At 61.7% G+C, this 25,032-nt stretch carries 15 protein-coding genes; 12 read left to right on the top strand and 3 right to left on the bottom strand.

Going from position 1 to position 25,032, the window contains the following annotated elements; all coding sequences use genetic code 11:
- Positions 1 to 55 precede the first annotated feature (55 nt).
- A complete protein-coding gene (locus tag X566_RS09190) occupies positions 56 to 1,027 on the bottom strand; it encodes an SDR family oxidoreductase (protein WP_034465440.1) in 972 nt (323 codons plus the stop codon).
- A 621-nt stretch (positions 1,028 to 1,648) separates the two neighbouring features.
- Here X566_RS09190 and X566_RS09185 point away from each other — a divergent pair.
- From X566_RS09185 to drmC, 12 genes are all read left to right on the top strand, one after another.
- Complete coding sequence (locus tag X566_RS09185; protein ID WP_034465437.1) at positions 1,649 to 2,971, top strand: site-specific integrase; 1,323 nt, start codon at positions 1,649 to 1,651, stop codon at positions 2,969 to 2,971.
- 137 nt (positions 2,972 to 3,108) lie between these two features.
- Entirely contained in the window at positions 3,109 to 3,756 is a 648-nt protein-coding gene (locus tag X566_RS09180; protein ID WP_244434709.1) for a DUF6088 family protein, read from the top strand.
- Positions 3,753 to 4,799, top strand: coding sequence for a nucleotidyl transferase AbiEii/AbiGii toxin family protein (locus X566_RS09175; RefSeq protein ID WP_034465435.1), 1,047 nt, complete (start codon positions 3,753 to 3,755; stop codon positions 4,797 to 4,799). The genes X566_RS09180 and X566_RS09175 overlap by 4 nt, the downstream gene beginning before the upstream one ends.
- Before the next feature lie 21 nt (positions 4,800 to 4,820).
- A complete protein-coding gene (locus tag X566_RS09170; protein WP_034468229.1) occupies positions 4,821 to 5,735 on the top strand; it encodes a restriction endonuclease in 915 nt (304 codons plus the stop codon).
- Between the two features lie 187 nt (positions 5,736 to 5,922).
- Positions 5,923 to 6,174 (top strand): methylation-associated defense system helix-turn-helix domain-containing protein MAD1, encoded by a 252-nt coding sequence (gene mads1 / locus X566_RS09165; RefSeq protein ID WP_051443967.1) that lies wholly within the window; start codon positions 5,923 to 5,925, stop codon positions 6,172 to 6,174.
- Positions 6,167 to 7,258, top strand: a complete 1,092-nt coding sequence (locus X566_RS09160) for a DNA cytosine methyltransferase (protein WP_051443966.1) — start codon at positions 6,167 to 6,169, stop codon at positions 7,256 to 7,258. Before mads1 ends, X566_RS09160 begins: the two co-directional genes overlap by 8 nt.
- Positions 7,230 to 7,670, top strand: a complete 441-nt coding sequence (locus X566_RS09155) for a very short patch repair endonuclease (protein WP_034465433.1) — start codon at positions 7,230 to 7,232, stop codon at positions 7,668 to 7,670. The genes X566_RS09160 and X566_RS09155 overlap by 29 nt, the downstream gene beginning before the upstream one ends.
- Positions 7,661 to 10,780: a DISARM system SNF2-like helicase DrmD gene (gene drmD / locus X566_RS09150; protein ID WP_081740108.1), complete on the top strand. Its 3,120-nt coding sequence runs from the start codon at positions 7,661 to 7,663 to the stop codon at positions 10,778 to 10,780. Before X566_RS09155 ends, drmD begins: the two co-directional genes overlap by 10 nt.
- Positions 10,777 to 14,904 carry an Eco57I restriction-modification methylase domain-containing protein gene (locus X566_RS09145; RefSeq protein ID WP_193786189.1) on the top strand — a complete coding sequence of 1,376 codons (4,128 nt, stop codon included), beginning with the start codon at positions 10,777 to 10,779 and terminating at the stop codon, positions 14,902 to 14,904. Before drmD ends, X566_RS09145 begins: the two co-directional genes overlap by 4 nt.
- A 2-nt stretch (positions 14,905 to 14,906) precedes the next feature.
- Complete coding sequence (drmA, locus tag X566_RS09140; RefSeq protein WP_034465429.1) at positions 14,907 to 18,896, top strand: DISARM system helicase DrmA; 3,990 nt, start codon at positions 14,907 to 14,909, stop codon at positions 18,894 to 18,896.
- Positions 18,893 to 20,734 carry a DUF1998 domain-containing protein gene (gene drmB, locus X566_RS09135; RefSeq protein ID WP_034465427.1) on the top strand — a complete coding sequence of 614 codons (1,842 nt, stop codon included), beginning with the start codon at positions 18,893 to 18,895 and terminating at the stop codon, positions 20,732 to 20,734. Before drmA ends, drmB begins: the two co-directional genes overlap by 4 nt.
- Entirely contained in the window at positions 20,734 to 21,495 is a 762-nt protein-coding gene (gene drmC, locus X566_RS09130; protein ID WP_034465424.1) for a DISARM system phospholipase D-like protein DrmC, read from the top strand. Before drmB ends, drmC begins: the two co-directional genes overlap by 1 nt.
- A gap of 53 nt (positions 21,496 to 21,548) precedes the next feature.
- On the opposite strand, the gene X566_RS09125 is transcribed toward drmC, so the two are convergent.
- Both X566_RS09125 and X566_RS09120 read right to left on the bottom strand, forming a co-directional pair.
- Positions 21,549 to 22,979 (bottom strand): Piwi domain-containing protein, encoded by a 1,431-nt coding sequence (locus tag X566_RS09125; protein WP_034465422.1) that lies wholly within the window; start codon positions 22,977 to 22,979, stop codon positions 21,549 to 21,551.
- Positions 22,976 to 24,796 carry an SIR2 family protein gene (locus X566_RS09120; protein WP_152539828.1) on the bottom strand — a complete coding sequence of 607 codons (1,821 nt, stop codon included), beginning with the start codon at positions 24,794 to 24,796 and terminating at the stop codon, positions 22,976 to 22,978. Before X566_RS09120 ends, X566_RS09125 begins: the two co-directional genes overlap by 4 nt.
- Positions 24,797 to 25,032: the final 236 nt, after the last annotated feature.

The following is a 25,032-nucleotide window of genomic DNA, read 5'->3' as shown; positions in this document are numbered from 1 at the left end:
GGGGGCCGCGCGCGTGCGCTAGGCGATGGAGGGCGTTGGTAAACGAAACGGCCGGTCAGCCACCGAGCTGCCAGCCGGACGCCGCGGCAAAGCTCTTGAAGAAGTCGAGGGTATAGGCCGCTTCCGGATTTTCACGCACGCGCTTGTCGAGCAGATGCGCGTCGTCGCCAACCAGAATGCGCCAGCGATCAGCCTTCACACCGTCGAGGATGACCTTGGCTGCCGCCGCCGCCGTCATCGGCGCCTCGTCACGGAAGCGCCGCGCGCGGTCGGCGGACTTCGCCTGGATATCCGCATCGGACAATTGCGCGACGTCAACGCCATACGCCGCCAGCCGCTTGCGGGCGGCCTCGAGTTCCGCAGCGCTCAGCTCGCCCGACTCGCTTCCGGTCTGCACCATGCGGGTGTTGGAGACGATCGAGGTGCCGATATGGCCCGGCATCACCACCGAACATTTAATGTGCGGCGCGTTCATCGCCAGGTCGTTGATCAGCGCTTCGGTGAAGCCCTTCACGGCGAACTTCGCCGCGCTGTAGGCGGTGTGCGGCAGGCCAGGGCCAATCGAGGCCCAGAAGCCGTTGACGCTGGAGGTGTTGACGATGTGGCCCTCGTTGGCCTTCTGCAGCATCGGCAGAAAGGCGCGGGTGTTGTAGTAGACGCCGCCCCAGCAGACGCCGAAGGTCTTGTCCCACTGCTCGCGGCTGTTGCTGAGCATGCTGCCGCCACCACCGATGCCGGCGTTGTTGAACAACAGATGGATGCGATCGGTGGCTTGCTGTTCGGCGACCTCGTCACGGAAACGCAGCACCTGATCTTCGATCGAGACGTCGGCGATGTGTGTGGTCACGCGCAGGCCCTGCGGCAGCTTCTCCGCCTCGCACAGCCGCTTGGTCTCAGCCATGTTCTCCGCCGACACGTCGCACATCGCGACATTGCAGCCCTCGGCGACAAGCTGGCGCACCAGTTCGCGCCCCATGCCGGTGCCGCCGCCGGTCACGACAGCGATTTTACCTGCGAAATCCTTCATCGATGCGGCCCTCCCAAAGGCGCGGTGCTCTATCGTTGGTCCTCGTCTGCGAGGTTGTCTGAAACGCTCGTCACGGGGAGAAAGCCGGACCCTGGTTTCCGCAGCAAAGAAACAAGAGGCCGCGCGTCCTGTCCAGCCTGCCGGCGAGAACGCGAGCAGGCCAGCGCTGTGATCCTGATGGAACGGTGGAGCCGCATCAGAAACGCCGCATCCAGGCGCTCGGAAGCGCCGATCGCTTGGCTCCGAAATACGAGTGATCGGGATTGCAAGGAATATTGGGCGGCAGGCCAAGACGCTGACGCCGTCAGGACGTCATACCTTCAGGCTATACCCTGGGCAGCAAACAACGAGATGATTGGAATTTAGGAGATTGCTCTGGAGCGGGCGAAGGGATTCGAACCCTCGACCCCAACCTTGGCAAGGTGCCCGACGAGCTTTCGCCGCCATATCCGGCTTCACGCTACGGCACGATTTAACACTATAAATCAATATGGTATCTGACATCAGTCTCGCCGAACCTATCCGGAAGGTAGCCGCCGACTTGCTTCGAAATGCTTGGAATCGGCTTCGATAGAGGGTATGGTAAGGCGATTCTAAGCAAAAATTCGACAAGGTGTTGATATGGCGACGGAAAAGATCACAAAGCGGATCGTGGACGCGCTCAAGGCTCCGAAACCTTCGAGAGATGGGGTCAAGGTTCGGGAGCATTTCGTGTGGGATCGCGAGCTGCGCGGGTTCGGCGTGCAGGTGATGCCGTCGGGCCTCAAGAGCTTCGTCATCCAGTATCGCACCCCGGAAGGGAGGAACCGGAGAGCCGTCATCGGGCGATATGGGCTGATGACGGTCGAAGAAGCTCGCAAGCTCGCCCATGAGAAGCTGGTCGCGGTCTCCAAGGGCGTCGATCCGGTCGCCGAGGAAGCGAAGGCGGCGGGCCTGCTCACCGTCGCCGAAGTCTGCGACTGGTATCTGGCCGAGGCGGAAGCCGGGCGGATCCTCGGCCGCCGTCGGCGGCCGATCAAGCCGTCCACGCTGGCGATGGACCGCAGCCGCATTGAGGCGCACATCAAGCCGCTCCTCGGCCGCCGCCAAGTCGCGTCCCTCAAGCTCGGCGACGTCGAAGGCGCGCAGGCAGACATCGCGGCCGGCAAGACCTCGAAGCCTCGCGCGGGCAGCCGCGGCGGCGCCACCACCGGCGGCGACGGCGTGGCCGCGCGAACCATGTCGACGCTGCATTCGATTTTTGAGCACGCGGTTCGCCTCGGAAAGATCGAAGCCAATCCGGCGAAGGGCGTGCGCAGGCTCGCGAGCGCACCGCGCGAGCGCCGGCTCAGCCGGAGCGAGATCGAACGGCTGGGCAAGACGCTGCGGGCGGCTGCGCAGGAGGGCGAACATCCGACCGGCCTCGCCGCCATCCGCTTCCTCCTCCTGACCGGCTTCCGGCGCATGGAAGCGCTCGGGCTGCAGCGCACCTGGCTGGACGAAGAGGAATGCGCCATCCGCTTTCCGGATACCAAGAGCGGCGCACAGATTCGCGTGATCGGCCAGGCCGCCATCGATCTGCTTCTAGACCAGCCCAAAACCAAGTCCCCGTTCTTCTTTCCGGCCGATTGGGGCGAGGGTCATTTCATTGGCGTCGTGCGCGTTCTCGATCGCGTCTGTCAGAAGGCCGGATTGGCAGACATTACTCCGCACACGTTGCGGCACACCTATGCGAGCCTTGCGGGTGATCTCGGCTTTTCCGAGCTGACGATCGCGGCTCTCCTCGGCCATTCCGCCAGGGGCGTCACGCAGCGCTATGTCCACATCGACGAAGCACTCAGGATGACGGCTGACCAGGTGGCCGATGAGATGGCCGACCTGCTCGATGGGCGGGCGACGCCATCGCGTTCTCGCTCCTCTCGCCGTGGTCGGTCCGAGCGGAAGCTGGAAGCGACCGGGGCGTGAGTGTCCGAAGTTTGCCGCAGACTTCGGACAGCAGAGCAAGCCCTGTTTGTCCGAAAAATGTAGCAGCTTTCAGACATAATCTTGCATCTGTCCGAAAGATGTATCATATTTCGGACATGGCAACTTCAGCGCATGATATGGACCTCCGCTCCCGGCTCCTCGCCCGGATCGCCTCCAGCCCGAACGAGGTCTGGACGCCCGGCGATTTTGCCGACCTTGGCAGCCGCGCCGCTGTCGATAAGACCCTGCAGCGCCTTGCCGCCGCAGGCGATCTGCGCCGCATTGACCGCGGTCTCTACGACCGGCCCCGAAAGAACGAGCTGACCGGCCGCCCCGCCGTACCCGATTATCGCGCCGTCATCCGCGCCGTCACCCGCCGCGACCAGGCGCGCGCTGTGGTGGACGGCATGACCGCCGCCAACGATCTCGGCCTCACCACCGCAGTGCCCGCGCGCATCGAGGTGCTGGTTGATGCACGCCTGAAGCCGATCAAGCTCGGAAAGCAGGAGATCCATTTCAAGTTCGCCGCGCCCAGCCGCCTCTATTGGGCCGGCCGGCCGGCGATGCGCGTTGTCCAAGCGCTGCACTGGATGCAGGACATGCTCGCGCAGGACGATGAGCGCGCCCGCGTCCATGCCGCGCTGCGCCGCCTTTTCGCCGACCCGCAGCACGGGCAGCCTATCCGCGACGATCTGCGCGCCGGCCTATCGGCGCTGCCGATCTGGATGCAGGAGTTCTTGCGAGGCCTGCTCAGTGCAACCGATGCGGACGAGGGCCAGCCATGACCAGCGCCGCGTACAGGCAGGTCATCGCAGCGCCGCCGAATGACCGGCTCGATTTGTTTCTCACCACCGCCAATCGGCTCGGCACGCCGATCGGCAATGTCGAGAAGGATTTCTGGGTCTGCTGGACGCTGAATGCGCTCTATCACGAACGGCCAGCCGGCGGACCACGCCTGCTGTTCAAGGGCGGCACCTCGTTATCGAAAGCCCATGGCCTGATCGAGCGCTTTTCTGAGGACATCGACGTCACCGTCTTCCGCGACGACCTCAATGAGGTCGCTTCGGTCGAGGAACTGGAGGCTCTGTCGAACAAGAAGCGTCGCGCCAGGCTTGATGCGATCCGGGACGCGTGCCGTGCCTACATTACAGGCCCGCTTCACGAATTTCTCAGCGCCCAGCTCGCCGAGACCACCAATGGCGCCGGGCGCGTCGAGATCGACGAAGCCGATCCCGATGGCCAGACGTTGCTCGTCTGGTATCCCGAGGTCGAGCCACGCGACGGAACCTATGTGCGGCCGGCCGTGCGGATCGAATCCGGCGCAAAGTCGGCTCTCGACCCCAACCGCCCCGTCACGATCCATCCGTACATCAGCGAGGAAGCAGCAGGGCTCGACCTGGCGATCGGCGACGTGACCACCATCGAGGCAACGCGCACCTTCTGGGACAAGGTGGTGATCGCGCATGGCCTGCGCCGCTGGTACGAGCGGCGCGGCATTCTCCGGCAGGAAGGACAGCGCGTGTCGCGACACTATTACGACCTGCACTGCCTGCTTGGTTCGGAGGTCGGAAAAACGGCGCTTGCAGATCGCGATCTTGGCGCCGACTGCGTGCGCCACGCGCGCATGTTCTTCGACCGCCCCGATTATGATCTGGCCTCTGCCACCCCAGGCTCATTTGCCCTCGCACCTGTCGACGGAATGGTCGAGGCGCTCAGGCGCGACTATGGCAACACCACGGCCATGATCTTTGGCGCCGCTCCGGATTTCGCAGAGATTTTGGCGTCGATCGGCGAGATCGAGCGGAACGCAAATGGAGCGCTTGCTTGAGTGCTCGCTGGGGATCTTCAAATGTCTAACATTTCAGCCTCCCGCGCGTACTATATTAAGCTGGGCCGCGGCGGAAGCTGGGAAGCCGAGAGCCTGCGCAACTCGGTCTTGCGCTTCGGCTATCGTGAATCTCCCCACGACCTCTGCCTCGCCGGTGATTGGAATGGTGTGTGGGCTGCCATGAAGGAAATTCGTGGCGATGCCGGTGCCGCGACCCGCGACGTCTCGCAGATCCGCACCTTTTATGAGGCCGACGAGAACACCATTTTTATCACGTTCGTGGGTGGCCTCATGTACTGGTGCCGACCCGGCGGCCCCGTCGAACTTCTCGAGGATGGCAGCCACCGCCGCCCCACTGTCGATGGATGGCACAGCACGAGTTTGGGTGGCACCCCTCTAACTTCGGATCGCCTGTCTGGCCATTTGCTGAAAGTGCAGATGTTCCGCGGGACAATCTGCGACGTCAAAGCCATGAGCTACCTCATGCGAAAGCTCGGCGACGAGTTATCGCCAGAGGTCGCTGCAGCGGAAGAGGCCGAGCGCGCTCTGATGAAAGCCATCATCAGTCTCATGCGGCTACTCACTTGGCAGGACTTCGAGCTTCTCGTCGATCTGGTGTTCTCGACCAGCGGGTGGCGTCGAGTGAGTGTTGTTGGCAGAACTCAGAAAACCGTCGATCTAGAACTGGTTCTGCCGAGCACCGGCGAGCGTGCATTCGTGCAGGTGAAGTCGCAGGCCACGGCTGCGGCACTTTCCGATTACGTCGGCCGCCTCGCCGAAGCCGACGCTTACGACCGCATGTTCTTCGTATGGCACACGGGCAAAATCCCCGAGGATGAGAGCCACGATGGGGTGATCCTCGTCGGACCAGACAGGCTCTCTCGAATGATCCTTGATGCCGGTCTTTCATCTTGGCTGCGTGAAAAGGTGTCCTGACCCGGCATCGCCCTTCGGGCCGGGCTGTGGGCAGCCGGCCAGCAACGGCATTGCCGCAGCAAGAGCTCCCGTAAACCCGACTAAATACGACCCAATCTGACCAAACCAGCTTTATTTCGGTTTACTCTTGCTCGGTCGAGTGAAATACTTGCGCCCTGAATCGAGCTGGCTGCTGAAAGGCCGCACCATGTCCGACCGCTGGGTCTCCGTAGAGGAGATCGCTGAATATCTCGGTGTCAGCAAAGACACGGTCTACGGCTGGATCGCCAAGAAAGACATGCCAGCCCACAAGGTCGGTAGACTTTGGAAGTTCAAGACCGATGAAATTGATGACTGGGTCAGGACCGGAAAAGCATCGGACGATTATAAGGAAAATGAAGCGGCTGGGCTGACTTCACCGAAGGGGAAGCATGCAGGGGGAAAACAAGAGGATGAATGATATTGCATGCGTCGACCTTTTCTGTGGAGCCGGCGGGCTCACGCACGGCCTGATATCGGAAGGCATCAGGGTCGTCGCAGGCATCGACGTCGACGAAGCATGTCGTCACCCGTTCGAAGCCAACAACGCAGCGCGCTTCATCAAGGAAGACGTGGGGCGTATCTCTCCAAAGCGTATCAACGAGTTGTTTGGCGGTGCCGATATCCGGGTTTTAGCCGGGTGCGCCCCCTGCCAGCCGTTCTCGACATATGCCCAGCGTTACGACGTGGTCGGAAGCCCCCGATGGGGGCTGCTCTACCAATTCGGACGACTGATCAAAGGGACGCGCCCCGATCTTGTCACGATGGAGAACGTTCCGTCGGTTGCCAAGCACGCGGTGTTCGACGACTTCGTCGAGACGCTTCGGAAAATGGGGTACCACGTTCACCAGGATGTGGTTGATTGCTCCCTCTACGGACTGCCGCAAAATCGGCGACGCATGGTGTTGCTCGCCTCCCGCCTCGGCCCCATCGAACTGGTCGCCCCAACACATGATCGACCAACGACCGTTCGCGAAGCGATCGGCAAGCTCGTACCGATCACCCAAGGCGGAGCCCACCCGAAGGACCCGTTGCACGCGGCATCCAAGCTCTCCGAACTGAACCTCGAGAGAATTCGTGCATCTCGCCCCGGTGGCACTTGGCGGGACTGGCCGAAGCATCTCGTCGCCGACTGCCACCGTCGCGAGACTGGCCAAACCTATCCGGGCGTCTATGGTCGGATGCATTGGGACGAACCCGCTCCGACCCTGACGACCCAGTTCTACGGCTTCGGGAACGGCCGGTTCGGACACCCCGAACAGGATCGCGCCGTCTCGCTGCGAGAAGGGGCGATCCTTCAAGGATTCCCCAAGTCCTATTCCTTCATCCCGAAGGGAGGCCCCGTTCATTTCAAGGCCTTGGGCAGGATGATCGGGAACGCAGTGCCGGTCACGCTCGGAGAGGTAATCGGCCAAAGCATAGTGTCACACCTAGGGGCCGAGAGGACGAAAGGTAAGAGGAAGGGAGGCATCGCGAATGTCGCGCGTAAGTCCCTCGTCGCATGATGCAAGCCATCGGATGGCCCGCGTGCGGCAGAAGGGCACGCGAGCAGAGCTAGGTCTTCGCAAGGTTCTGCATGCCAGAGGCCTTCGCTATCGTCTCCACGTGCCGCTGCTGACCAAGCCCAGGCGCGTTGCTGATATCGTCTTCCCCAGTGCACGGATAGCCGTATTCGTCGACGGCTGCTTCTGGCACGGCTGTCCCCAGCACGCCTCCTGGCCGAAGAGCAATGCCGATTTCTGGCGCGAAAAAATCGAAACCAATCGCTCCAGGGATGCCGATACCGACCAGCGGCTGGAAGCGCTTGGTTGGGAGATCGTTCGGATATGGGAACACGAAGACGCCGGCGACGCCGCGAACCGGATCGCTGAGCTCGTCGAGGCGCGCAAGAAGAATGGGACCGACCTATGTCGATGACCGTAGAAGAAGTCGCAGCCAAGGTCGCCCATAATACCGCCCCCGAGCCTGGACAATTGGTTGAAGCACGGCGTCGCCAGTGGATCGTTTCAGAGGTGGATGGCGGCTCCGTTGCGCCAGGTCTCCCCAAGCGACACCTCGTCCGTCTTGCATCGATCGATGAGGACGCACTCGGAGAGGAAATTGAGGTTCTGTGGGAACTCGAACCGGGCGCTCACGTCATTGAGCGCGCCGGACTGCCTCGAGTCACGGGCTTGGACGATCCAGCGACGCTGCAAGCCTTTCTTGATGCCGTTCGTTGGGGTGCCGCTACTAACGCCGACCGTGGCTATCTGCAGGCACCTTTCCGCAGTGGCGTCAGCATCGAGGATTTCCAGCTCGATCCTCTTGTGCGCGCCATCGACATGGCTCGTACTAGCTTGCTGATCGCGGATGACGTCGGCTTGGGCAAGACCATCGAGGCTGGCCTCGTCGTTCAAGAAATGCTTCTTCGACACCGCGCCCGTACCGTCCTGGTGCTCTGCCCGGCCTCTTTGCAGGAGAAGTGGCGCATCGAGATGCAGGAGAAATTCGGGCTCGAGTTTCGGATCGTCGATACCGAATACGTGAAGCGTCTGCGCCGCGAGCGAGGACTGCACGCCAATCCGTGGACATCGTTTCCTCGTCTCATAACTTCGATGGACTGGGCCAAGCAGGGCGAAGGGCTGCGCCTCCTGCGCGACGCGCTGCCGCCGCACGTCAGCCATCCCCGCAAGTTCGATCTGCTAATAATCGATGAGGCGCACAACGTCGCGCCGACCGTCGGGCGTTACGCCGTCGAAAGCCTCAGGACACGACTGGTGCGTCTGGTCGCGCCCCATTTCCAGCACAAGCTATTTCTCACGGCGACGCCACACGACGGCTATACGGAGTCGTTCACGGCGTTGCTCGAGCTCCTCGACGACCAGCGGTTCGCGAGAAATGTCATGCCGAGTGAGCCTCAGCTCGCCCGGGTCATGGTGCGACGTCTGAAAAGCGATCTCGTCGATGCGAAGGGCAACCGCATCTATCCCGAGCGGCGTCTCGAAGCTCTTCCGATCGAGTATGCGGATGACGAGAGGAAGGTCCGACTCCTCCTCGATGCATATATAGCCAGCCGCGAAGGGGGATCGGACGGTGGGCGCGCCGTCGACCACTTCGTCCACCAATTGCTCCGCAAACGCCTATCGTCATCCCCGGCAGCCTTCGCAGCCACCCTCGAACGGCACATCGCGACCATCGAGGATCGGGCCTCCGGCGAGCGCAACCGGAAGAAACTGGATGATCGCATCCTTCGTCGAGCCATCGCGAAGACGGAAGAGGACTACGCGGACGATGCTCAGCGCGAAGCGGCCGAAGCGGAAGCGATCGAAGAAGCCGGCAAGCACGTGCGGCCACCAACCGACGAGGAACGGCGGATGCTCGGCCAATTGCGTTCTTGGGCACAGCAGGCGGCGCACAGAACAGACGCGAAGGCTCGCGCCGTGCTGGAGTGGCTGGCCACACACCTCAAGAACGGCGATCAGTGGACGAATGAGCGGGTGATCCTGTTCACCGAGTACCGGACCACCCAGCAATGGATGCATGAAATCCTCGCCGCACAGGATCTCGGCGGTGAGCGCTTGGCTTTGATCTACGGCGGCATGGATCCGAAGGAGCGCGAAACGGTCAAGGCGGCGTTCCAAGCCAGCCCTTCCGAGTCCCCCGTGAGAATCCTGCTGGCGACAGACGCCGCATCGGAGGGCATTGATCTCCAGAACCACTGCCACCTGATGATTCACTTGGAGATTCCCTACAACCCGAACGTCATGGAGCAACGGAACGGCCGTATCGACCGGCACGGCCAACGCTCCAGCGAGGTCGTCATCTGGCACCCAGTGGATGCCGAGGGCGGTCACGGTGACGATATCCTGCGGGCGCTCCGCAAGCTGGAGGCGATGCGGGCCGACATGGGCAGCGTAAACCCGGTCATCGCGCCTCAGTTGCCGGATCTCCTTGAGGGCCGCCGCCGCAACCTCGACACCCGTCTGGCCGAAGCCCGAATGGAGAAATCCCGGCGTTTCGTGAAGGCCGAACGCGACCTCCGTGACCGCGTCTCCAGGCTCCACGAACGTCTGACCGAGACCAGACAAGAGCAAAGCCTGTTGCCCGACCACATCGAACGGGCCGTCCGCACCGCACTTCGCCTCGCGGACAAACCCGACCTGGAACCCGTCACCCTTACCGGAGCGCCAGACGGGACGATCTTTCGCCTGCCGCCATTGTCAGGATCGTGGTCTCGCTGTCTGGAAGGGCTCGAACACCCCTATTCCCAGCGGGTCCGCCCCATAACCTTCGACCACGATGTCGCCAAAAGTCGTGACGACGTCGTTCTCGTCCACCTCAATCACCGTCTGGTTCAGATGAGCCTCCGTCTCCTGCGCGCGGAAATCTGGGCGCGGGACGATGTAAAAAGGCTCCACCGCGTAACCGTTCGCTCACTGCCCGACGGTCGCATTGAGGGACCGGCCGTGGTCGTCATGTCGCGGCTCGTGGTGACCGGAGGGAACCATCACCGGCTGCACGAGGAACTCACCGAGGCGGGCGGATATCTGCGCGATGCCGGGTTTCGGCGTGAGGATAGGGTCACAGAGGTGCGCCGCTGGCTTGACGACTCGCAACCGGCGACGCTTTCAGATTCGCTCTTCGACGCGTTGCGAACCCGGTTCGACAAACAGCGTGACGCCGTATTGGCGGCGATCGAAGCACGATCAAAGGACAGGCTGCGTTTCCTCGCCAACACGATCGACGCGCGGAAGCGTAAGGAGGCCGAGGACATCCGCCAAGTACTCGATGATCTAGAGCGGGCGCTCAGGACCGAACTCGCTGCGGAGCAGCAACCGCAGCAGCTCTCCCTCTTCTCTGAGGATGAGCGCACTCAGCTGAGACGCGACCGCGCAGCACTAGAGGCGCGCCTGGCACGAATCCCGCAGGAACGAGAGCAAGAAGTGCGCGCAATCGAACAAAGGCACTCGAACGCCATCGACCACACGTTTCCCGTAGCCGTGGTCCTGCTGGTCCCGAACTCTCTCGCGTCGGAGAAGCGCGGATGAGTAACGATCACGAGTGGCTGAACCTCATTGAAGTATCGGGGCCGTTCCTGGCGGTGCCGGTACTAAGGGACGTCTTCCCGCAAGGCCTCGAAGCCCTGCCTTCGGGTCGCCCGCAGCGCCTGCGCCGAACGTATGAGGAATGGCGCGACGCCGTAGACATGGACGACCTCGATTTGGCGGCGCTGCATGCGGCGTGGATCGACGAAGTCCTGGTCGGCGCACTCGAAATGGATGCCGAGGTATTACGACGCAACTCGGCCATGCCGGATCGCTTTGAGGTCTTGATGCCCGAGCACGGCGTGACGGTCGCGCCCGATCTGGCGGTGGTCAACCCGACGCAAGGGGACGAGCCACTCCTGCTCATCCACGTATATGAGCCCGACACTGATCTGGACGCGACGCGCCGCTTCGATGGCCTTGCTACGACACCAGCCGATCGGATGGTGTCACTGCTCCGGGCAACCGGCTGCCCAACTGGCATCGTAACCAACGGCGAACGCTGGATGCTCGCACACGCCCCCATTGGCAGCGTAGCCAGCTTTGCGAGCTGGTATGCCCGCTTGTGGGGCCAGGAGCCGGAAACCCTGCGCGCCTTCGTCAGCCTGCTGGGCATCCGCCGCTTCTTCGGGCCAGACGAGGGAAAGCTGCCAGCGCTCTATGAGCGGTCCCTCAAGCACCAGGACGATGTGACCGAAGCGCTGGGCGAGCAGGTCCGGCGCGCGGTCGAAGTACTCGTTCAAGCTCTGGATCGTGCCGACCAGGACCGCAACCGCGAACTTCTGCGCGATGTCGATCCGCAAGAACTCTACGAGGCTGGCCTGACGGTCATGATGCGGCTCGTCTTCCTGCTGGCAGCCGAGGAACGCGCCCTGCTGCTCCTCGGCGATCCGCGCTACGACTCTTTCTACGCCATCTCCAGCCTGCGGATGCAGCTGCGTGCGGATTCCGAAGAAATCCTTGAGCGTCGCCGGTCTGGTTGGTCGCGGTTGCTTGCCCTGTTTCGTGGCGTCTATGGCGGCATCGACCATCCGACGCTGCGCCTTCCGGCACTCGGTGGCTCGCTGTTCGATCCCGACCGCTATCCTTTCCTCGAAGGGCGCAAGAAGGGAACGAACTGGCGCAGTGATCCTGCGGAACCGTTGCCGATCGACGACCGCACCGTTCTGCTCCTGCTGGAAGCGATCCAGACCTTCGAAGGCCGCACGCTGTCCTATCGCGCACTCGACGTGGAGCAGATCGGCCACGTGTACGAGGGTCTCCTCGAACGGACGGTGAAACGCGTCGACGATGTGACCCTGGAACTCGACAGCGGCGCGAAGGCCAAGAGCCCACGTGTGACGCTCGGCGAGATTGAGTCGGCGCGTCTGGATGGCACGTCGAGGGTCGCCGAACTGTTGAAGGAACGCAGCGAACGCTCGGAGTCCGCCATTCGCAACGCCCTTGAGCGGGCAGCCGATGATCGTCTCGCCGCGCGACTCCTCACCGTTTGCCGCGGTGACATCGGTCTGCGCGATCGCATTCTGCCCTACGCCCCCCTCTTGCGGACGGATCCTTGGGGCTATCCGCTCGTGCACCACAAAGGCGCCTTCGTCGTCGTGCTCGGCGCGGATCGGCGCGAGAGCGGCACGCATTACACGCCAAGGAGCCTGACCGAGAAGATCGTCGAGGAGACCCTCACGCCGGTCGCCTATCGTGGGCCCGCCGAGGGCAAGGTGTCCGAGGACTGGGAGTTGAAGAGCGCTGAGGAATTGCTAGATCTCAAGATCTGCGATCCCGCCATGGGATCGGGCGCCTTCCTTGTCCAGGCGTGCCGCTGGCTCTCCGATCGGCTGATCGAGGCCTGGTCGGTGACCGAGGCAAGCGGCACGCGGATCGACAGCGAAGGCCGCCTTCTCAATGAAGGCGATGGCGCGGGTTTCGAGCCCCTGTCGCAGGATGCCGAAGAGCGTGCGATCCTCGCGCGGCGTCTCATCGCCGAGCGATGCCTTTATGGTGTGGATCGGAACCCGCTCGCCGTCGAATTGGCGAAGCTCTCGCTCTGGCTGACCACCATGTCCAAGGGGCGGCCTTTTGGTTTCCTCGACCACAATCTCCGCAGCGGCGACAGCCTTCTCGGTATTCACGATCTCGGTCAGCTCGTCGAGCTCGACATGAACCCGAAGGGAAAGGCTCAGCTACGGTTGTTCGGTCGGACCATCCGGTCAGCGGTCGACAAGGCGCTCGCACTTCGCGCGCGTCTGCGGGAGATCCCAATTCGCGACATAAAGGATGTCGAAGCGATGGCGGCACTCGATGCGCAATCGCGCGGCGAACTGGCGTTGCCGAATCTCATCGCCGATACGTTTGTTGGCATCGTTCTGGCCGAGGATCGGGCTGGCGATCGAACCGCAAGAATCGAGACATTGGCCGCATTCGCCGATGCCGCCGCGAGCGGCGACAGCCAAGCGAAGGATAAGCTCAAGCGCGATGCATCTAGCGACCTGGCCAAAGATTCCCCAGATGGGACGGTACGACGGCCATTCCACTGGCCACTCGAGTTCCCCGAAGTATTTCTGCGCGAGAACGGTGGCTTCGACGCTTTCGTTGGGAATCCGCCATTTGTCGGCGGCAAACGCATCAGCACTGTTGCCGGGACAGCCTACGGCGAGTGGCTGGTTCGCGCTCATTCTGGAAGTAGCAGGAATGCCGACCTCGTTGTTCATTTTTTCAGACGCACATGGAGCCATTTGCGCGAAGGTGGTGGCTTCGGTCTTCTTGCGACTAATTCGGTAGCCGAAGGAGACACTCGGCAAAGCGGGTTAGAATGGATGTTGCGGGACGGCGCTGTCATATACGGCGCATACCCAAATGAAGCATGGCCCGGAAAAGCGGCAGTCATAACCAGCCGGGTCCACGTGCACCGAGGTACATGGAGAGCTCCTTGCCACCTGACCGGAAGGGAGGTCGATTATATCTCCGCCTATTTGACCGAAGGTGAGGAGTGGAGCCCAACCAAGCTGCATCAGAACAGTGGACTTGCGTTCATTGGTTCATTCGTCAACGGCATGGGATTCGTCCTGACGGCCGACGACGCCCAACGCATGTTAGATGCAGATCCCAAAAATGCGGATGTAATCTTTCCCTATCTCAATGGTCAGGAACTTAACTCTGACCCCGAGCAAAAGCCGTCTCGCTACGTCATAAATTTTTGGGATTGGTCGGAAGAGAGAGCACGGCAATATGTGATGCCGTTCCAATGGCTACAAGATCACGTCTATCCAGAACGCCTTAAGAAGAGCAGAGAAAAATCGTACCGAGATATAATGTCAATATGGTGGCTGCACTGGCGACCACGCTCCGAGCTATACCACGCTATTGGGCGTGGGCATCACTTTGAACGGCATCCCACGGGATGGCGTGAGAGCAAGCGTCCAATGAGCCGTGTTTTGGCTGTGACGCGTGTAAGCAAAACGTTAGCGTTCAGTTTTGTTTCTCCAGAATTCGTCTATTCTGATGCGACCGTCATATTCGCAAGCGAGAAATGGGGGGATTTCGCTTCCGTTCAAAGCAGCATTCACGCGGCTTTCGCTTGGCAACACTCGTCGCGACTAAAGAACGATCTGCGTTACTCGCCTACAGACGCTTTGGAGCCGTTTCCTTTCCCGACTTCCTCCCTTTCGAATTCGCTGGAAGCGCTGGGTAACGAACTTGATCGGGCTCGTCGCGAGGTCATGACCGCCGACGGCATTGGCCTCACGAAGCTGTATGGCCGAGTGCACTCAGAAGCCGACAGTTCCAAGGAAACCAACCGACTTCGTGAGATACAGCGGGAGATCGACCATGCGCTCGCGGCCGCCTTCGAATGGGGCGACCTTGATCTCGGTCACGGTTTCCATGAGGTGCCCTACCTGCCCGAGAATGATCGTATCCGGTTCACGATCTCAGAGCCGGCGCGTCTAGAAGTTCTGCGTCGCTTGGCCGAGCTGAATCGGCAGCGTTACCAAGAAGAGGTCGATCAAGGCCTGCATAGCGAGACGGCTGGCTCCGGCAAGGCGCGTGGGCGCAGATCACGCGCTGCTTCTGCGTCCGAACCGACGCTCGACCTCGAAGATATTCTTCCGGTGACCATTGAGGGGGGCGATTGACCATGGCCGATCTGACCACGACCACCGAGCCATCCGTCAGCGCCTGGATCGTCAAGAGGACGTCCAGCGCGCCCCGTTATTCCGTGCGTATCGGCGTCGGGTCGACCGCTCACGGTGCAATCGAGGAGGGCCACTGGGCCGTCGTTCTGGACGATGGCGGCAACGTCTCCGAGGTGGGTCGTATCCTTCGCATCCGCTCGGACCTCGACGGCGCCACGATCCATTTCGACCATTGGCACGCCATAGGCCCGTCGGTGCCCCTCGTGGACCTCGGCCTGACCGCCCCGACGGGACCGGCCGCGCGACTGCTATGGGACGATTTCCTTCGCGTCCTGCCGCTGCTCGGCGTCGCAAAGCCGGGGGCGCTGCCGCTGATCGAAGACGTCGTCTACGTCCGGGATCTTCTCGAGCTGGCCGTGCGTGACGATCTGCTCGGCCCGGCCGGCGGGCCGCACGAGCTCATCAAGGATATGAGCGTCCGAGACCGCTACCTGGTCGGTAAGCTCGCACCACGTCGGCCCGATGAGGATGAAGCGCCCCGCGTCGAACCCGCTGCCGCAGCGGATGAAATTGGCGATCTCGAGGACGAACGAACGGCGCCGATCCACGAGCCTGGTGCCGAATTCGCAAGCGCATCGGGGCGTGTCGAACCAGAAGACGACGCTCTCGACGAGATCGACACCACGAACAACCAATCCCTCGTACCGTCGAGCATGGGTCTGACGTTCTGTGTTGCGCCCGATGTGAACTCGCTCGCCGTCGAGGCCCGATGGGGACGCTATGAGCGCGTGCCCAACGATGAGCATGATGTCGTAAAGGTCCGCAAAAATCGGGAGACCGGCAAGGAGGAAGAAACCAAGGTCAAGGTGTGGAAGCGAATTCCGTGCGGCGGTGTCGTCTCGTTGCCGCTCACAGACGGGCAGATAAGGCCCTCCACACCGGATCGGGAGCAGCCCGACGTTCGCCTCCAAGGCACCGTGCGGACCAACAGCAAAGGGGAACGGCTCGTCACCCTGTTCCTCGTGAACGGGCAGTTGGAGCCGGAAGACAACAAGGACCGGGCCTGGCTCTTCCAACCGGAGATCGCCGTCACCGCTCCCGAGGGTGCCCAGGATAAGTCGGTCTTCCGGCGACGTTCGAGCAGCGAGATCATCGTCGATGACCCCGAGCGCGACCGGCTAGCTCTGATTTACCGCGATCGTCTCGAGTTCGCGGTCGGGCACGGCGTGTCGGTTCATGCCGCGACAACGCCCGATGACGTTGCCAAGGCACATCACATTCGGACCGAGATCATCCCGCGCTATGAGGTCGCGGTGACGGAAACGCCGGGCCTCGATCCGAAGGACCGCCCGGCCATGCGCCGGATGGTCGATCAAGGCTGGCTCGACATGTCGCGCCTGGCGGAAATGGAATCGGACGAGCTGCGCGAAGCGCTCTCATGCTTGATCGACGACTACGCGCTCTGGATCGAAGAGCAGCGGAAGCGGCTGGAGACTGAAATCACCGGCTTCGACGATTCCGGCCGAGACGCGATCGCACGATGCGAGGAGACCTTGCGCCGTCTTCGCGAGGGTATGGGCACCCTCTTTTCTGATGACAGCGCATTGAGAGCATTTCGCTTCGCCAACCAGTCGATGGCTCTGCAACGGGTGCGCAGCCTCTATGCCCTCAAGCGGCGACGGAACGAGGAAGTCGACGTCACGACACTGGATATTCCAAAGAATAGGTCATGGCGGCCATTCCAGTTGGCGTTTCTGTTGTTGTCGGTACCATCGCTGGCCGATCCAGCCCACCCGGACCGCACGAAACCGGTAGAAGCGTTCGCCGATCTGCTGTGGTTCCCGACGGGCGGCGGCAAGACCGAGGCCTATCTCGGGGTGGCGGCGTTCGCCATGGCAATGCGCCGCTTGAAAAATGATCTCGGAGAGCTCGACGCATCCCGCGGGCTCGCCGTGATCATGAGATACACACTGCGTCTTCTGACATTGCAGCAGTTCCAGCGAGCGACTGCCCTACTCTGCGCGATGGAGGTGATCCGCCGCGCCGACGAGAAGATCTGGGGTAGGGAGCCCTTCTCGCTCGGGCTATGGGTCGGCAACCGAGTCACGCCCGGCAGGACCGAGGATGCGCATCAGGCGATCGAAGCTTTGCGCAATGGTGATCGGAACAGATCGGGCATCGCCTCACCCGCCCAGTTGACGAGTTGCCCGTGGTGCGGTTCCGAAATTTCTCCGGGCCGTGACATTGAGGTAGACAGGATCGTCGGCAGGACGCTCATCCACTGCGGTGACAAGCTCGGCCGTTGCGATTTCTCCAAAGCGCGCTCGAACGGCCAAGCTCATCCCGGCCTTCCGGTAAAGGTCGTGGACGAGGAGATCTATCACCGCCCTCCGACAATGATGATAGCGACCGTCGACAAGTTCGCCATGATGGCATGGCGGCCCGAGGTCCGAAATCTCTTCGGCCGAGTAGATCAGGAGTGCGAACGCCACGGTTTGCTTTGGCCGGGCCACGACTGCGGTACGGGCCACCGCGCTCGCGGCGCACATCCTGCCGCGAAGGTGAAGCCGGTACGGGCCATCCGGCCTCCCGACCTCATCATTCAGGACGAGTTCCACCTCATCAGCGGCCCGCTCGGCACGATGGTCGGCCTCTATGAGAGCGCCGTCGATGAGCTGAGCAGTTGGCCGCTTGGTGAGACCAAGGTCCGGCCAAAAGTCGTTGCTTCCACTGCAACGGTGCGGCGCGCCGAGGACCAGGTGCGCAACGTCTTCATGCGGCGAATTTCTGTGTTCCCACCTTCCGGCCTCGATGTCGAAGACAACTTCTTCTCCGTTCAGCGGCCCATCGAAGAAAAGCCCGGCAGGCGGTACATGGGAATATGTGCGCCCGGCAGCTCTCGCCCCGCCGTTCTGATCAGAACGTACACGGCCTTCCTCACCGCGGCCCAAGCTCTCTTCGACCGGTTCGGCCCAGTCGCCGATCCGTATATGACCCTCGTCGGCTACTTCAACTCGCTGCGTGAACTCGGCGGAATGAAACGCCTCGCAGAAGACGACGTCCAGACGCGTTCCTTCCGCGTGAGCATGAGCCTCGTCGATCGACCGGGCTTGTCGCAACGCCGGGTCGACGATGTCCGTGAGTTGACGTCGCGCGTCTCCAGCCACGATATCCCGCGCTACCTCGATCAGCTCGAAGTGCCCTTCGACGGGACATTCGATCCGGCCACAGGCAAATGGGCTTCGAGCAGGAATCCGGGAGATCCTCGCCCGATCGATGTCGTCCTGGCGACGAACATGCTTTCGGTCGGCGTCGACGTGAACCGGCTAGGCGTCATGGTCGTCAACGGCCAGCCAAAGGGCACGGCCGAATATATCCAAGCTACCAGCCGCGTGGGCCGCACGCCCCCCGGCCTGGTCGCCACCGTACTCACGTGGGCGCGGCCGCGTGATCTCTCGCATTACGAGACGTTCGAACATTATCACGCGACCTTTTATCAGCACGTCGAGGCGCAGTCGGTCACACCATTCTCACCCCGAGCGCTGGACCGCGGACTCACCGGCGCAATGCTCTCGATCATGCGCCACTCCTACGACCCGTTCGCCCCGAACACCGGTGCTGGTGCAATGAACAGCCCGAGCCGCAGCGAGATGCTGGAAACCATTCGAGCCGTCGCCGCCCGGACGTGGGAGGTCACGGAAGACTCGGGCAAGAAAGCATTGACCGAGGCGGAGTTGAAGAGCCGCGCAGACGAATGGGCCAATGAAGCTGGTGTCGGTGGCCGCACGCTCGTCTATCAGAAATATGGTGCGGGTCCGACTGCTTATCCGCTGCTCGAAGCACCAGGTGTCAAGCCTTGGACCGACTGGACCGTCCCGATGTCGATGCGTGAGGTCGAGCCCGGAGTGAGATTGGTGATGGAAGACGCACGCTCGACGAATGATCCGGCTTGGCGAGCTCGGGTGACCGAAGCGGACGGGGACGACCTATGAGCAAGACCCCCGTAGGCGAAGTCCGGCCCAGCCAGCTCTTGTGGACCTACGGTCCCGGTGCGCTGATAGACCTGCCCAACCTCTCTGTGGTCACCATGGGGATCGACCGTTGGGAAAGGGATAGATGCCAACCGATCCAGGAAGCTCGGCTGCTGGCGAACGTCCGAAGCGCGCTCGGTCCGCAAGTAGACTCCTTGCGTATGCCGCCGATCGGTGAACGCGACATCGTTGATCCATTCTCCGCCGCTGCACTGATCGGCGTTCCAGTGAAGCCTTTTCCGAGATGGCTGCGCTGCGTGAAATGCGGCTTGCTATCGCCGTATGACGCCGGCTTGTTCAAGCTGAAGGAAAACAGATATCGCCCGGAGCTGACCCGATTCGTCCATGAGGGTTGCCGCGGCTCGAACAATGATCAGCGAGCACGAGATGCCGACGCCGTTCCGGCCCGCTTTCTGATGGCTTGTCGCGCCGGGCATTTGGACGATTTTGCGTGGCATTGGTTCGTTCATGGCGGTCCGAGCGATTGTCGAGCAACGCTGAGATTCTTTGAGAGCGGCGCTTCGCTTCAGACCGAGAATCTGTGGGTCAAATGTGATGGCTGCGGCGCCTCGAAGAACATGGCCCAAGCCTTTGGACAGGCTGGTCGCGACAATCTCCCTAGCTGCCGGGGAAGGCATCCGCACGTCGATCGCTTCGACGATGATTGCTCCGAAGAGCCGCGCGCCATTCTGCTTGGCGCCACCAATAGCTGGTTCCCGGTGACCTTATCGGTCCTCGCCATCCCGCAAACCGGTAGCCCCTTGGCCCAACTCGTCGGAGACGGCTGGACTTTTTTTGAAGACGTCTCGTCTCCTGATGAGGTCGGTTTCGTCGTCAAGACGCTCAAGAAGACCGCACAGCTTCCCGGCATCGAGCAGTTCACGAACGATCAGATATGGGCTGCCATAGAAGCCCACCGGAATGGAGCGGCCGACGTCGGCCAAAGTGATCTCAAGGGTCCGGAATGGGATGTCCTCACCGCCGAGAATCCGCCGACCGACTATCCACATTTCATGAGCAAGAAGGTCGGAGTTCCACCGGGCTTCGAAACGACGATCACACGCGTGCTGCTCCTGGAACGGCTGCGCGAGGTGAATGCACTGCTGGGATTCACGCGTGTCGAATCTCCCGACGAAGGAACAGGGGACGTCGCCGCGCCACGTGCTCCGCTCGGGCGTTCGGCTCCCGATTGGGTGCCGGCAACCCAGGTCCATGGCGAGGGAATTTTCATTCGCTTCAACTCCGACGCCCTGAAATCATGGGCGAACAAGGATGCTGTCAAGTCGCTCGACGCCCGTTTGCGCACGGGGCATCGCGGGTGGCGCCATAAGCGAAATCTGGATCCGAATGAGGGCTATCCTGGCGCACGATATGTGATGCTCCACACGCTCGCGCACATGCTGATTAGGGAATTGGCCCTCGAGTGCGGTTACAATGCCGCCAGCATTCGCGAGCGAATTTACGCCGAAGTCGACGGCGACGAGGATCAAGCTGGCTTCCTCATCTACACCGCTGCCGCTGACTCTGACGGAACGCTCGGTGGACTGGTCGAATTGGGGAAGCCCGAGAACCTCGGGCGGTTGCTTCACCAAGCTCTGGATCGCGCGCATATCTGCGCGTCCGATCCTTTGTGCTCCGAGCACGACCCTAGCAAGGATCAGTCGCTGCATGGGGCGGCTTGTCACGCGTGTTCGTTCGTTTCGGAGACATCCTGCGAACGAGGCAATCGCCATCTGGATCGCGCCCTGGTGGTTCCCACGTTGGAAAATCCCGACGCTGCCTTCTTCGGGAGCTCGTGATGGCACCGCTCCTGCAAGCGGTCTCAGAACTCGTGGCCATGCTTTCGCCGTCGAAGATCGAAGCGATTGCATCGCGACTCCGCGGGACCGCTCCATCAGAACGGGATCGCGGGCTGCATCAGATGGTCGGCACGCCGGCTGCACGCGCCGCTCTGGATTCTCTCATCAGCATGTGGGAGCAATCTGCCCTTCCCGGCGATGTCGTGGCTGGAATCTTGATTGGTGCCGCTCACGCCCGGCTGCGGGCGCAACGCGATAGCAGCGTCGAATTGGTTTGGACTGGCCCGACGACACCGTTCGTGGCTACCCGACGCACCGAGCAGGTGCTTTTGGATCTGATCCAGCGTGCGAAGACGGAACTCTTCATCGTCAGCTTCGTCGCCTATGACGTCCCGTCAATCATCGCCGCGATCAATTCGGCGATCGATCGGGGCGTCGAAACCCGAATTCTCGTGGAGGCTTCATTGACTCAGGGCGGCAGCTTGCTTGTCGATCCTGTGGCGACGATGAGAGGCTGCGTTCCCTCAGCTCTGCTGTACGCATGGACCGACCGGCCGCATCCATTCACCAACGGCCGGGTGCATGCAAAGGTAGCCGTGGCTGACGACAGCATCGCATTCCTGACGAGTGCGAACCTCACCGGCCACGCGCTCGAAAAGAACATGGAGGCTGGCATCTTCGTGACAGGCGGGCACATTCCAGTCAGCTTACGGGCGCATCTCCACGCACTGGTCGAAACGAAGGTCATTCGCCCGGTTTGATGATACCGTTCCGCGTATCGCTGCCCGACCTTCACCGCTAAGAGATGTTGCGGCTACATGAAAAGGCGAACTGGATAGGAATGTGGCTCCAGCTTCGGCATACGCTTGACGATCGTGGCGAGTGTCCCGGCGAAATTTAGGGTGACCGGTAGCCGATCATACGGTCCGTCGTTGTTCCAGTCCATTTTGGTCAACGCCAGCGTCTCCCGACAAAGATCGTCCATCGGACCCAAACCAGCGTGCCGAACCAGCATCAACGGCTCGGGCGTTCCCTTCCCCTCCTTGTAATAGTCCTTACCACCCGCGACTTCGGGAAGGTTACCCTGCGTCCACAGCAGAGCCTCGTGCGGGCCGAGCTGAAATGTCGTGCCGCGCCGACACGGATAGCCATGCGGTTGCTGTGGCTTCTGGATCAGGATGCCCCGCCACCCACAGCTCTGCTGGACGTGAACCAGCTCGATGTTGTCGGCGTTGGGGAAGGCATCGAATACGCCTTCGACTTCCTCATCGCGGAACTCGGTATTCTTGTGGACCACGATGCGTTTCGGCGGATCACCCGAATGCTTGCGCTGATAGATGGCAAGGCTACGCGTCATCACCTTCAGCATCTGTTCCCGGCGCAGAAATGGGTTCTTCCCGAACATCTTGACCCCGTCTGCTTCATAGGCGACGAATTCCAGTCCCGATCCCTCGGCATCGAACACTTGGCTACAGCAAATGGCGAACCGTGTATCCCGTCCGTCGCCAGCTCGCAGAGCGTAGTCGATGCCGATGAACGCCGCGCCGGGATCGGCGTCTGCGAGCACCCAAGGCACACCACCGGCCTTCGTGTAGAGCGCAATTCCCAGCCGCCAGGCGACGCTGCATCGGCAGAAATAGTCGAGCGCACTTACATCCCGTAGAAACTGCACGCAGATTCCTTCGGAGGCCGCATAGGCCTTCACATAATCGTGTAGATCGAAATCATCACCGACCGGCCCGCGAAACCCGGTCTTCCATTCCTCGGTGAGCAAAATAACGACGACATCGAAAGCGTCGCGAAGGTTACGCAGTGCGAAAAGCGCCTGGGTCAGCGCCTCGGCAAGAACGATATGCGGCGTAGGTGAGGCCGCTATGCGATCGGAAAGGTCCGCCGGCAACTCGATGCTGGTGCCTGTCCCCCCACGAGTGAGGCGAACTCCAAAGATACTCTCGAAGCCGCGATACTGGGGCAGATAGGTCTTGCGTTCACGGGGTTGGTGAACCTGCTCCAATTCGCGGATCTGCCCCACCAGACGATCGGTCTGTCCAGCAGGCGCGATCATTCCGATCCGGATGGGGTTGGAGACGGCCGAAAGTTTGTCTTTGCTGTAAGGGCCGAAGCGTAACAAGCCTTCCATGGGATGGACATCGACATCGCGCTGATCCTTCGAGCCGAAGCGCAGCCGCGGCTCTTGCAGAACGATGTGACCCGGCAGGCGGTAGGGCTTGGCCTCGGCGTTCATGGGCGTCCCACCCCGCTGAACCCCGATGTCCGCAGAAGTTCGAATTCAGCATCGACACCGTCGCCGATATCGAAGGCTCGTAACCTCACGCTCTGGCCCTTGCCGATGATCAATGTGATCCATCCGTCGAGCAGGGCGTTGGCGTGACGGTTGTGCCGCCGGGCGCGACGCTCCCGAACGAACTCACGAACCAGTTCTACATGTTCTTCCGGCGTCTCCTCGGGAATATCGGTTATGATCGTCGGTTCGAGGAGAAGCCAAAGGCGATCGAATCGATGGTCGACGCGCAATCCACATGCTTCGGTCCACCCGATCTGCGTGCCCGAAACCGTGCCGGCGAGCCGGTCGACGGGTTTGACACGATCGGTGCCGAAGATCGAAGGCTGCACCTGCCGAGCATCTGGGACGAGAAAGAACCTCCGCCCCCTGCGCTGCAAAGTCACGCCAGGACACTTGCCGAGCGCGCGAAACAAGGCGTCGCGGACGATCGCTCGTTCTCCCGTTTCCTTGACGAGACGCCGGGACGCCAGCGGGTGGGTATCGAACACCTTGATCGCGAACGGTTCGAAGGTCTTTCGAACATCGGTGTCGCGTCCGAAGGCGAGCACCCCATCACGTATTCTATGTGCATCGATATCTACGCCCGCAGCACTAATCGCGTCCTGAATGTCCTGATAGCCGCCGATCTGGCAATCCACGAGGCGGCACAAGGCTGGCTGAGAGACCAGTGGAAGCGCGTTGGTTCGGATGGCAGGTGTGTTTCCCGTACTCGTGCGCGGTGTCGATTTCGCAAGTCGTGGACGTGTCGCACCTGCCAGGGCCTGCACCTTGTCCGCTGTCTGCGGCAAATAGCGCACGAGATCGGAGAAAAATTCGTCGAACGATTCGGTTTCGACGAAATGCGCCTCGACGCCCAGCGCCCGAGCGCGTTGAAGTAGTGCATCAACCGCAGGATAAGGCTCATCCTGGCTCCGCTTGAACCAAAACAGCCCACCGGGGAAACCACGGCCCTCATCCAGGGCCTCGGTCAGCGCCTCGATGATCGAGGCATCGCGCCCGCTGTAACCCACCACGGCGAGCCCTTGGCGACGGCATGCATCGATCAGATTGCGTCGCATCTCCACGTCCTGCGCACGCAATTCGGCATCGGTATTCTTCAGCGCGTCGGAGTGATAGTCGCCATGCAGCTTGCCATAGACTGGCCAACGCCCCTCATCATAGGCGCGTCGGAATTTCTCGGGCTCACCGAGATCGGCCGCGACCAGACACCCTGTGCTTCCCAAAACCTGAGCGGCTGCGTCCTCGACCGTTCGATCAAAGTTGGTCGTCCAGACGATGCGGCAGAGTTTCTCGCGCATCAGCAGGGCAAGAGCCAGATGACCGAATGAAGGCTTACCACGGCTGAGCAACTCGTCCAGGTAGGCCCGCCGGTCTTTTGCGGACGGATATGTCGCCTCGAAATAGGCAGAGTATTCTGTCTCCGACCCCGCCGGTGGAAGCTTGCCGATCGTATCGAAATGCGCTTGCAGCTTTCGTTGGACTACCACCTCCCCAATGTCGGTTATGGCGGATGGCGACAGCTTTTTCTGCGAACGGTAGAGTCGCTGCTTGAAGTCCCAAATCATGTCGCCGGCCGTTTTAATGCCAGCCGAACGCGAAGCGCCCGCGCCTAGGAACCACATGATCTGCGAGCCTCTCAACTGGAAAAGCCGCAAGAACGAGGGCAGATCCAACCTTGAGGCAACTGCCAAGGATTCGACCGAGCTACCCCGGTCGACGGGAGGGGGGACGAGATCGTTGACGTTGGATCCGTGCAAGCTCGAGGGCTTCCTTTCTCAAAAGCCACGACAAGGGAACGACCGTGCATCTCCGCTCAACGTAGCGAAGAATCGGGCACCATGGGATATCCTAGCGGCGCGAGAACAAAAAGGAAACCAGAGACCTGGGCGTCGCCCTTCGGGCCGGGCTGTCGGCAAAGCTGAAGCCCCGACAAGCGGGTCTTCCCCCTCCGGGCTTCGATCCCTGACGCGAGAATAGGGGCAAGTCGTACGCC

The organism is Afipia sp. P52-10, from assembly GCF_000516555.1.
GTDB lineage: Bacteria > Pseudomonadota > Alphaproteobacteria > Rhizobiales > Xanthobacteraceae > P52-10.
The sequence above is the reverse complement of the archived record's forward strand: the minus strand, read 5'-3'. Positions and strand labels throughout refer to the sequence as shown.

Coding starts and splice junctions, on each gene's coding strand:
- X566_RS09190 (WP_034465440.1), bottom strand. CDS start 1,027: ATGAAGGATTTCGCAGGTAAAATCGCTGTCGTGACCGGCGGCGGCACC.
- X566_RS09185 (WP_034465437.1), top strand. CDS start 1,649: ATGGCGACGGAAAAGATCACAAAGCGGATCGTGGACGCGCTCAAGGCT.
- X566_RS09180 (WP_244434709.1), top strand. CDS start 3,109: ATGGACCTCCGCTCCCGGCTCCTCGCCCGGATCGCCTCCAGCCCGAAC.
- X566_RS09175 (WP_034465435.1), top strand. CDS start 3,753: ATGACCAGCGCCGCGTACAGGCAGGTCATCGCAGCGCCGCCGAATGAC.
- X566_RS09170 (WP_034468229.1), top strand. CDS start 4,821: ATGTCTAACATTTCAGCCTCCCGCGCGTACTATATTAAGCTGGGCCGC.
- mads1 (WP_051443967.1), top strand. CDS start 5,923: ATGTCCGACCGCTGGGTCTCCGTAGAGGAGATCGCTGAATATCTCGGT.
- X566_RS09160 (WP_051443966.1), top strand. CDS start 6,167: ATGAATGATATTGCATGCGTCGACCTTTTCTGTGGAGCCGGCGGGCTC.
- X566_RS09155 (WP_034465433.1), top strand. CDS start 7,230: ATGTCGCGCGTAAGTCCCTCGTCGCATGATGCAAGCCATCGGATGGCC.
- drmD (WP_081740108.1), top strand. CDS start 7,661: ATGTCGATGACCGTAGAAGAAGTCGCAGCCAAGGTCGCCCATAATACC.
- X566_RS09145 (WP_193786189.1), top strand. CDS start 10,777: ATGAGTAACGATCACGAGTGGCTGAACCTCATTGAAGTATCGGGGCCG.
- drmA (WP_034465429.1), top strand. CDS start 14,907: ATGGCCGATCTGACCACGACCACCGAGCCATCCGTCAGCGCCTGGATC.
- drmB (WP_034465427.1), top strand. CDS start 18,893: ATGAGCAAGACCCCCGTAGGCGAAGTCCGGCCCAGCCAGCTCTTGTGG.
- drmC (WP_034465424.1), top strand. CDS start 20,734: ATGGCACCGCTCCTGCAAGCGGTCTCAGAACTCGTGGCCATGCTTTCG.
- X566_RS09125 (WP_034465422.1), bottom strand. CDS start 22,979: ATGAACGCCGAGGCCAAGCCCTACCGCCTGCCGGGTCACATCGTTCTG.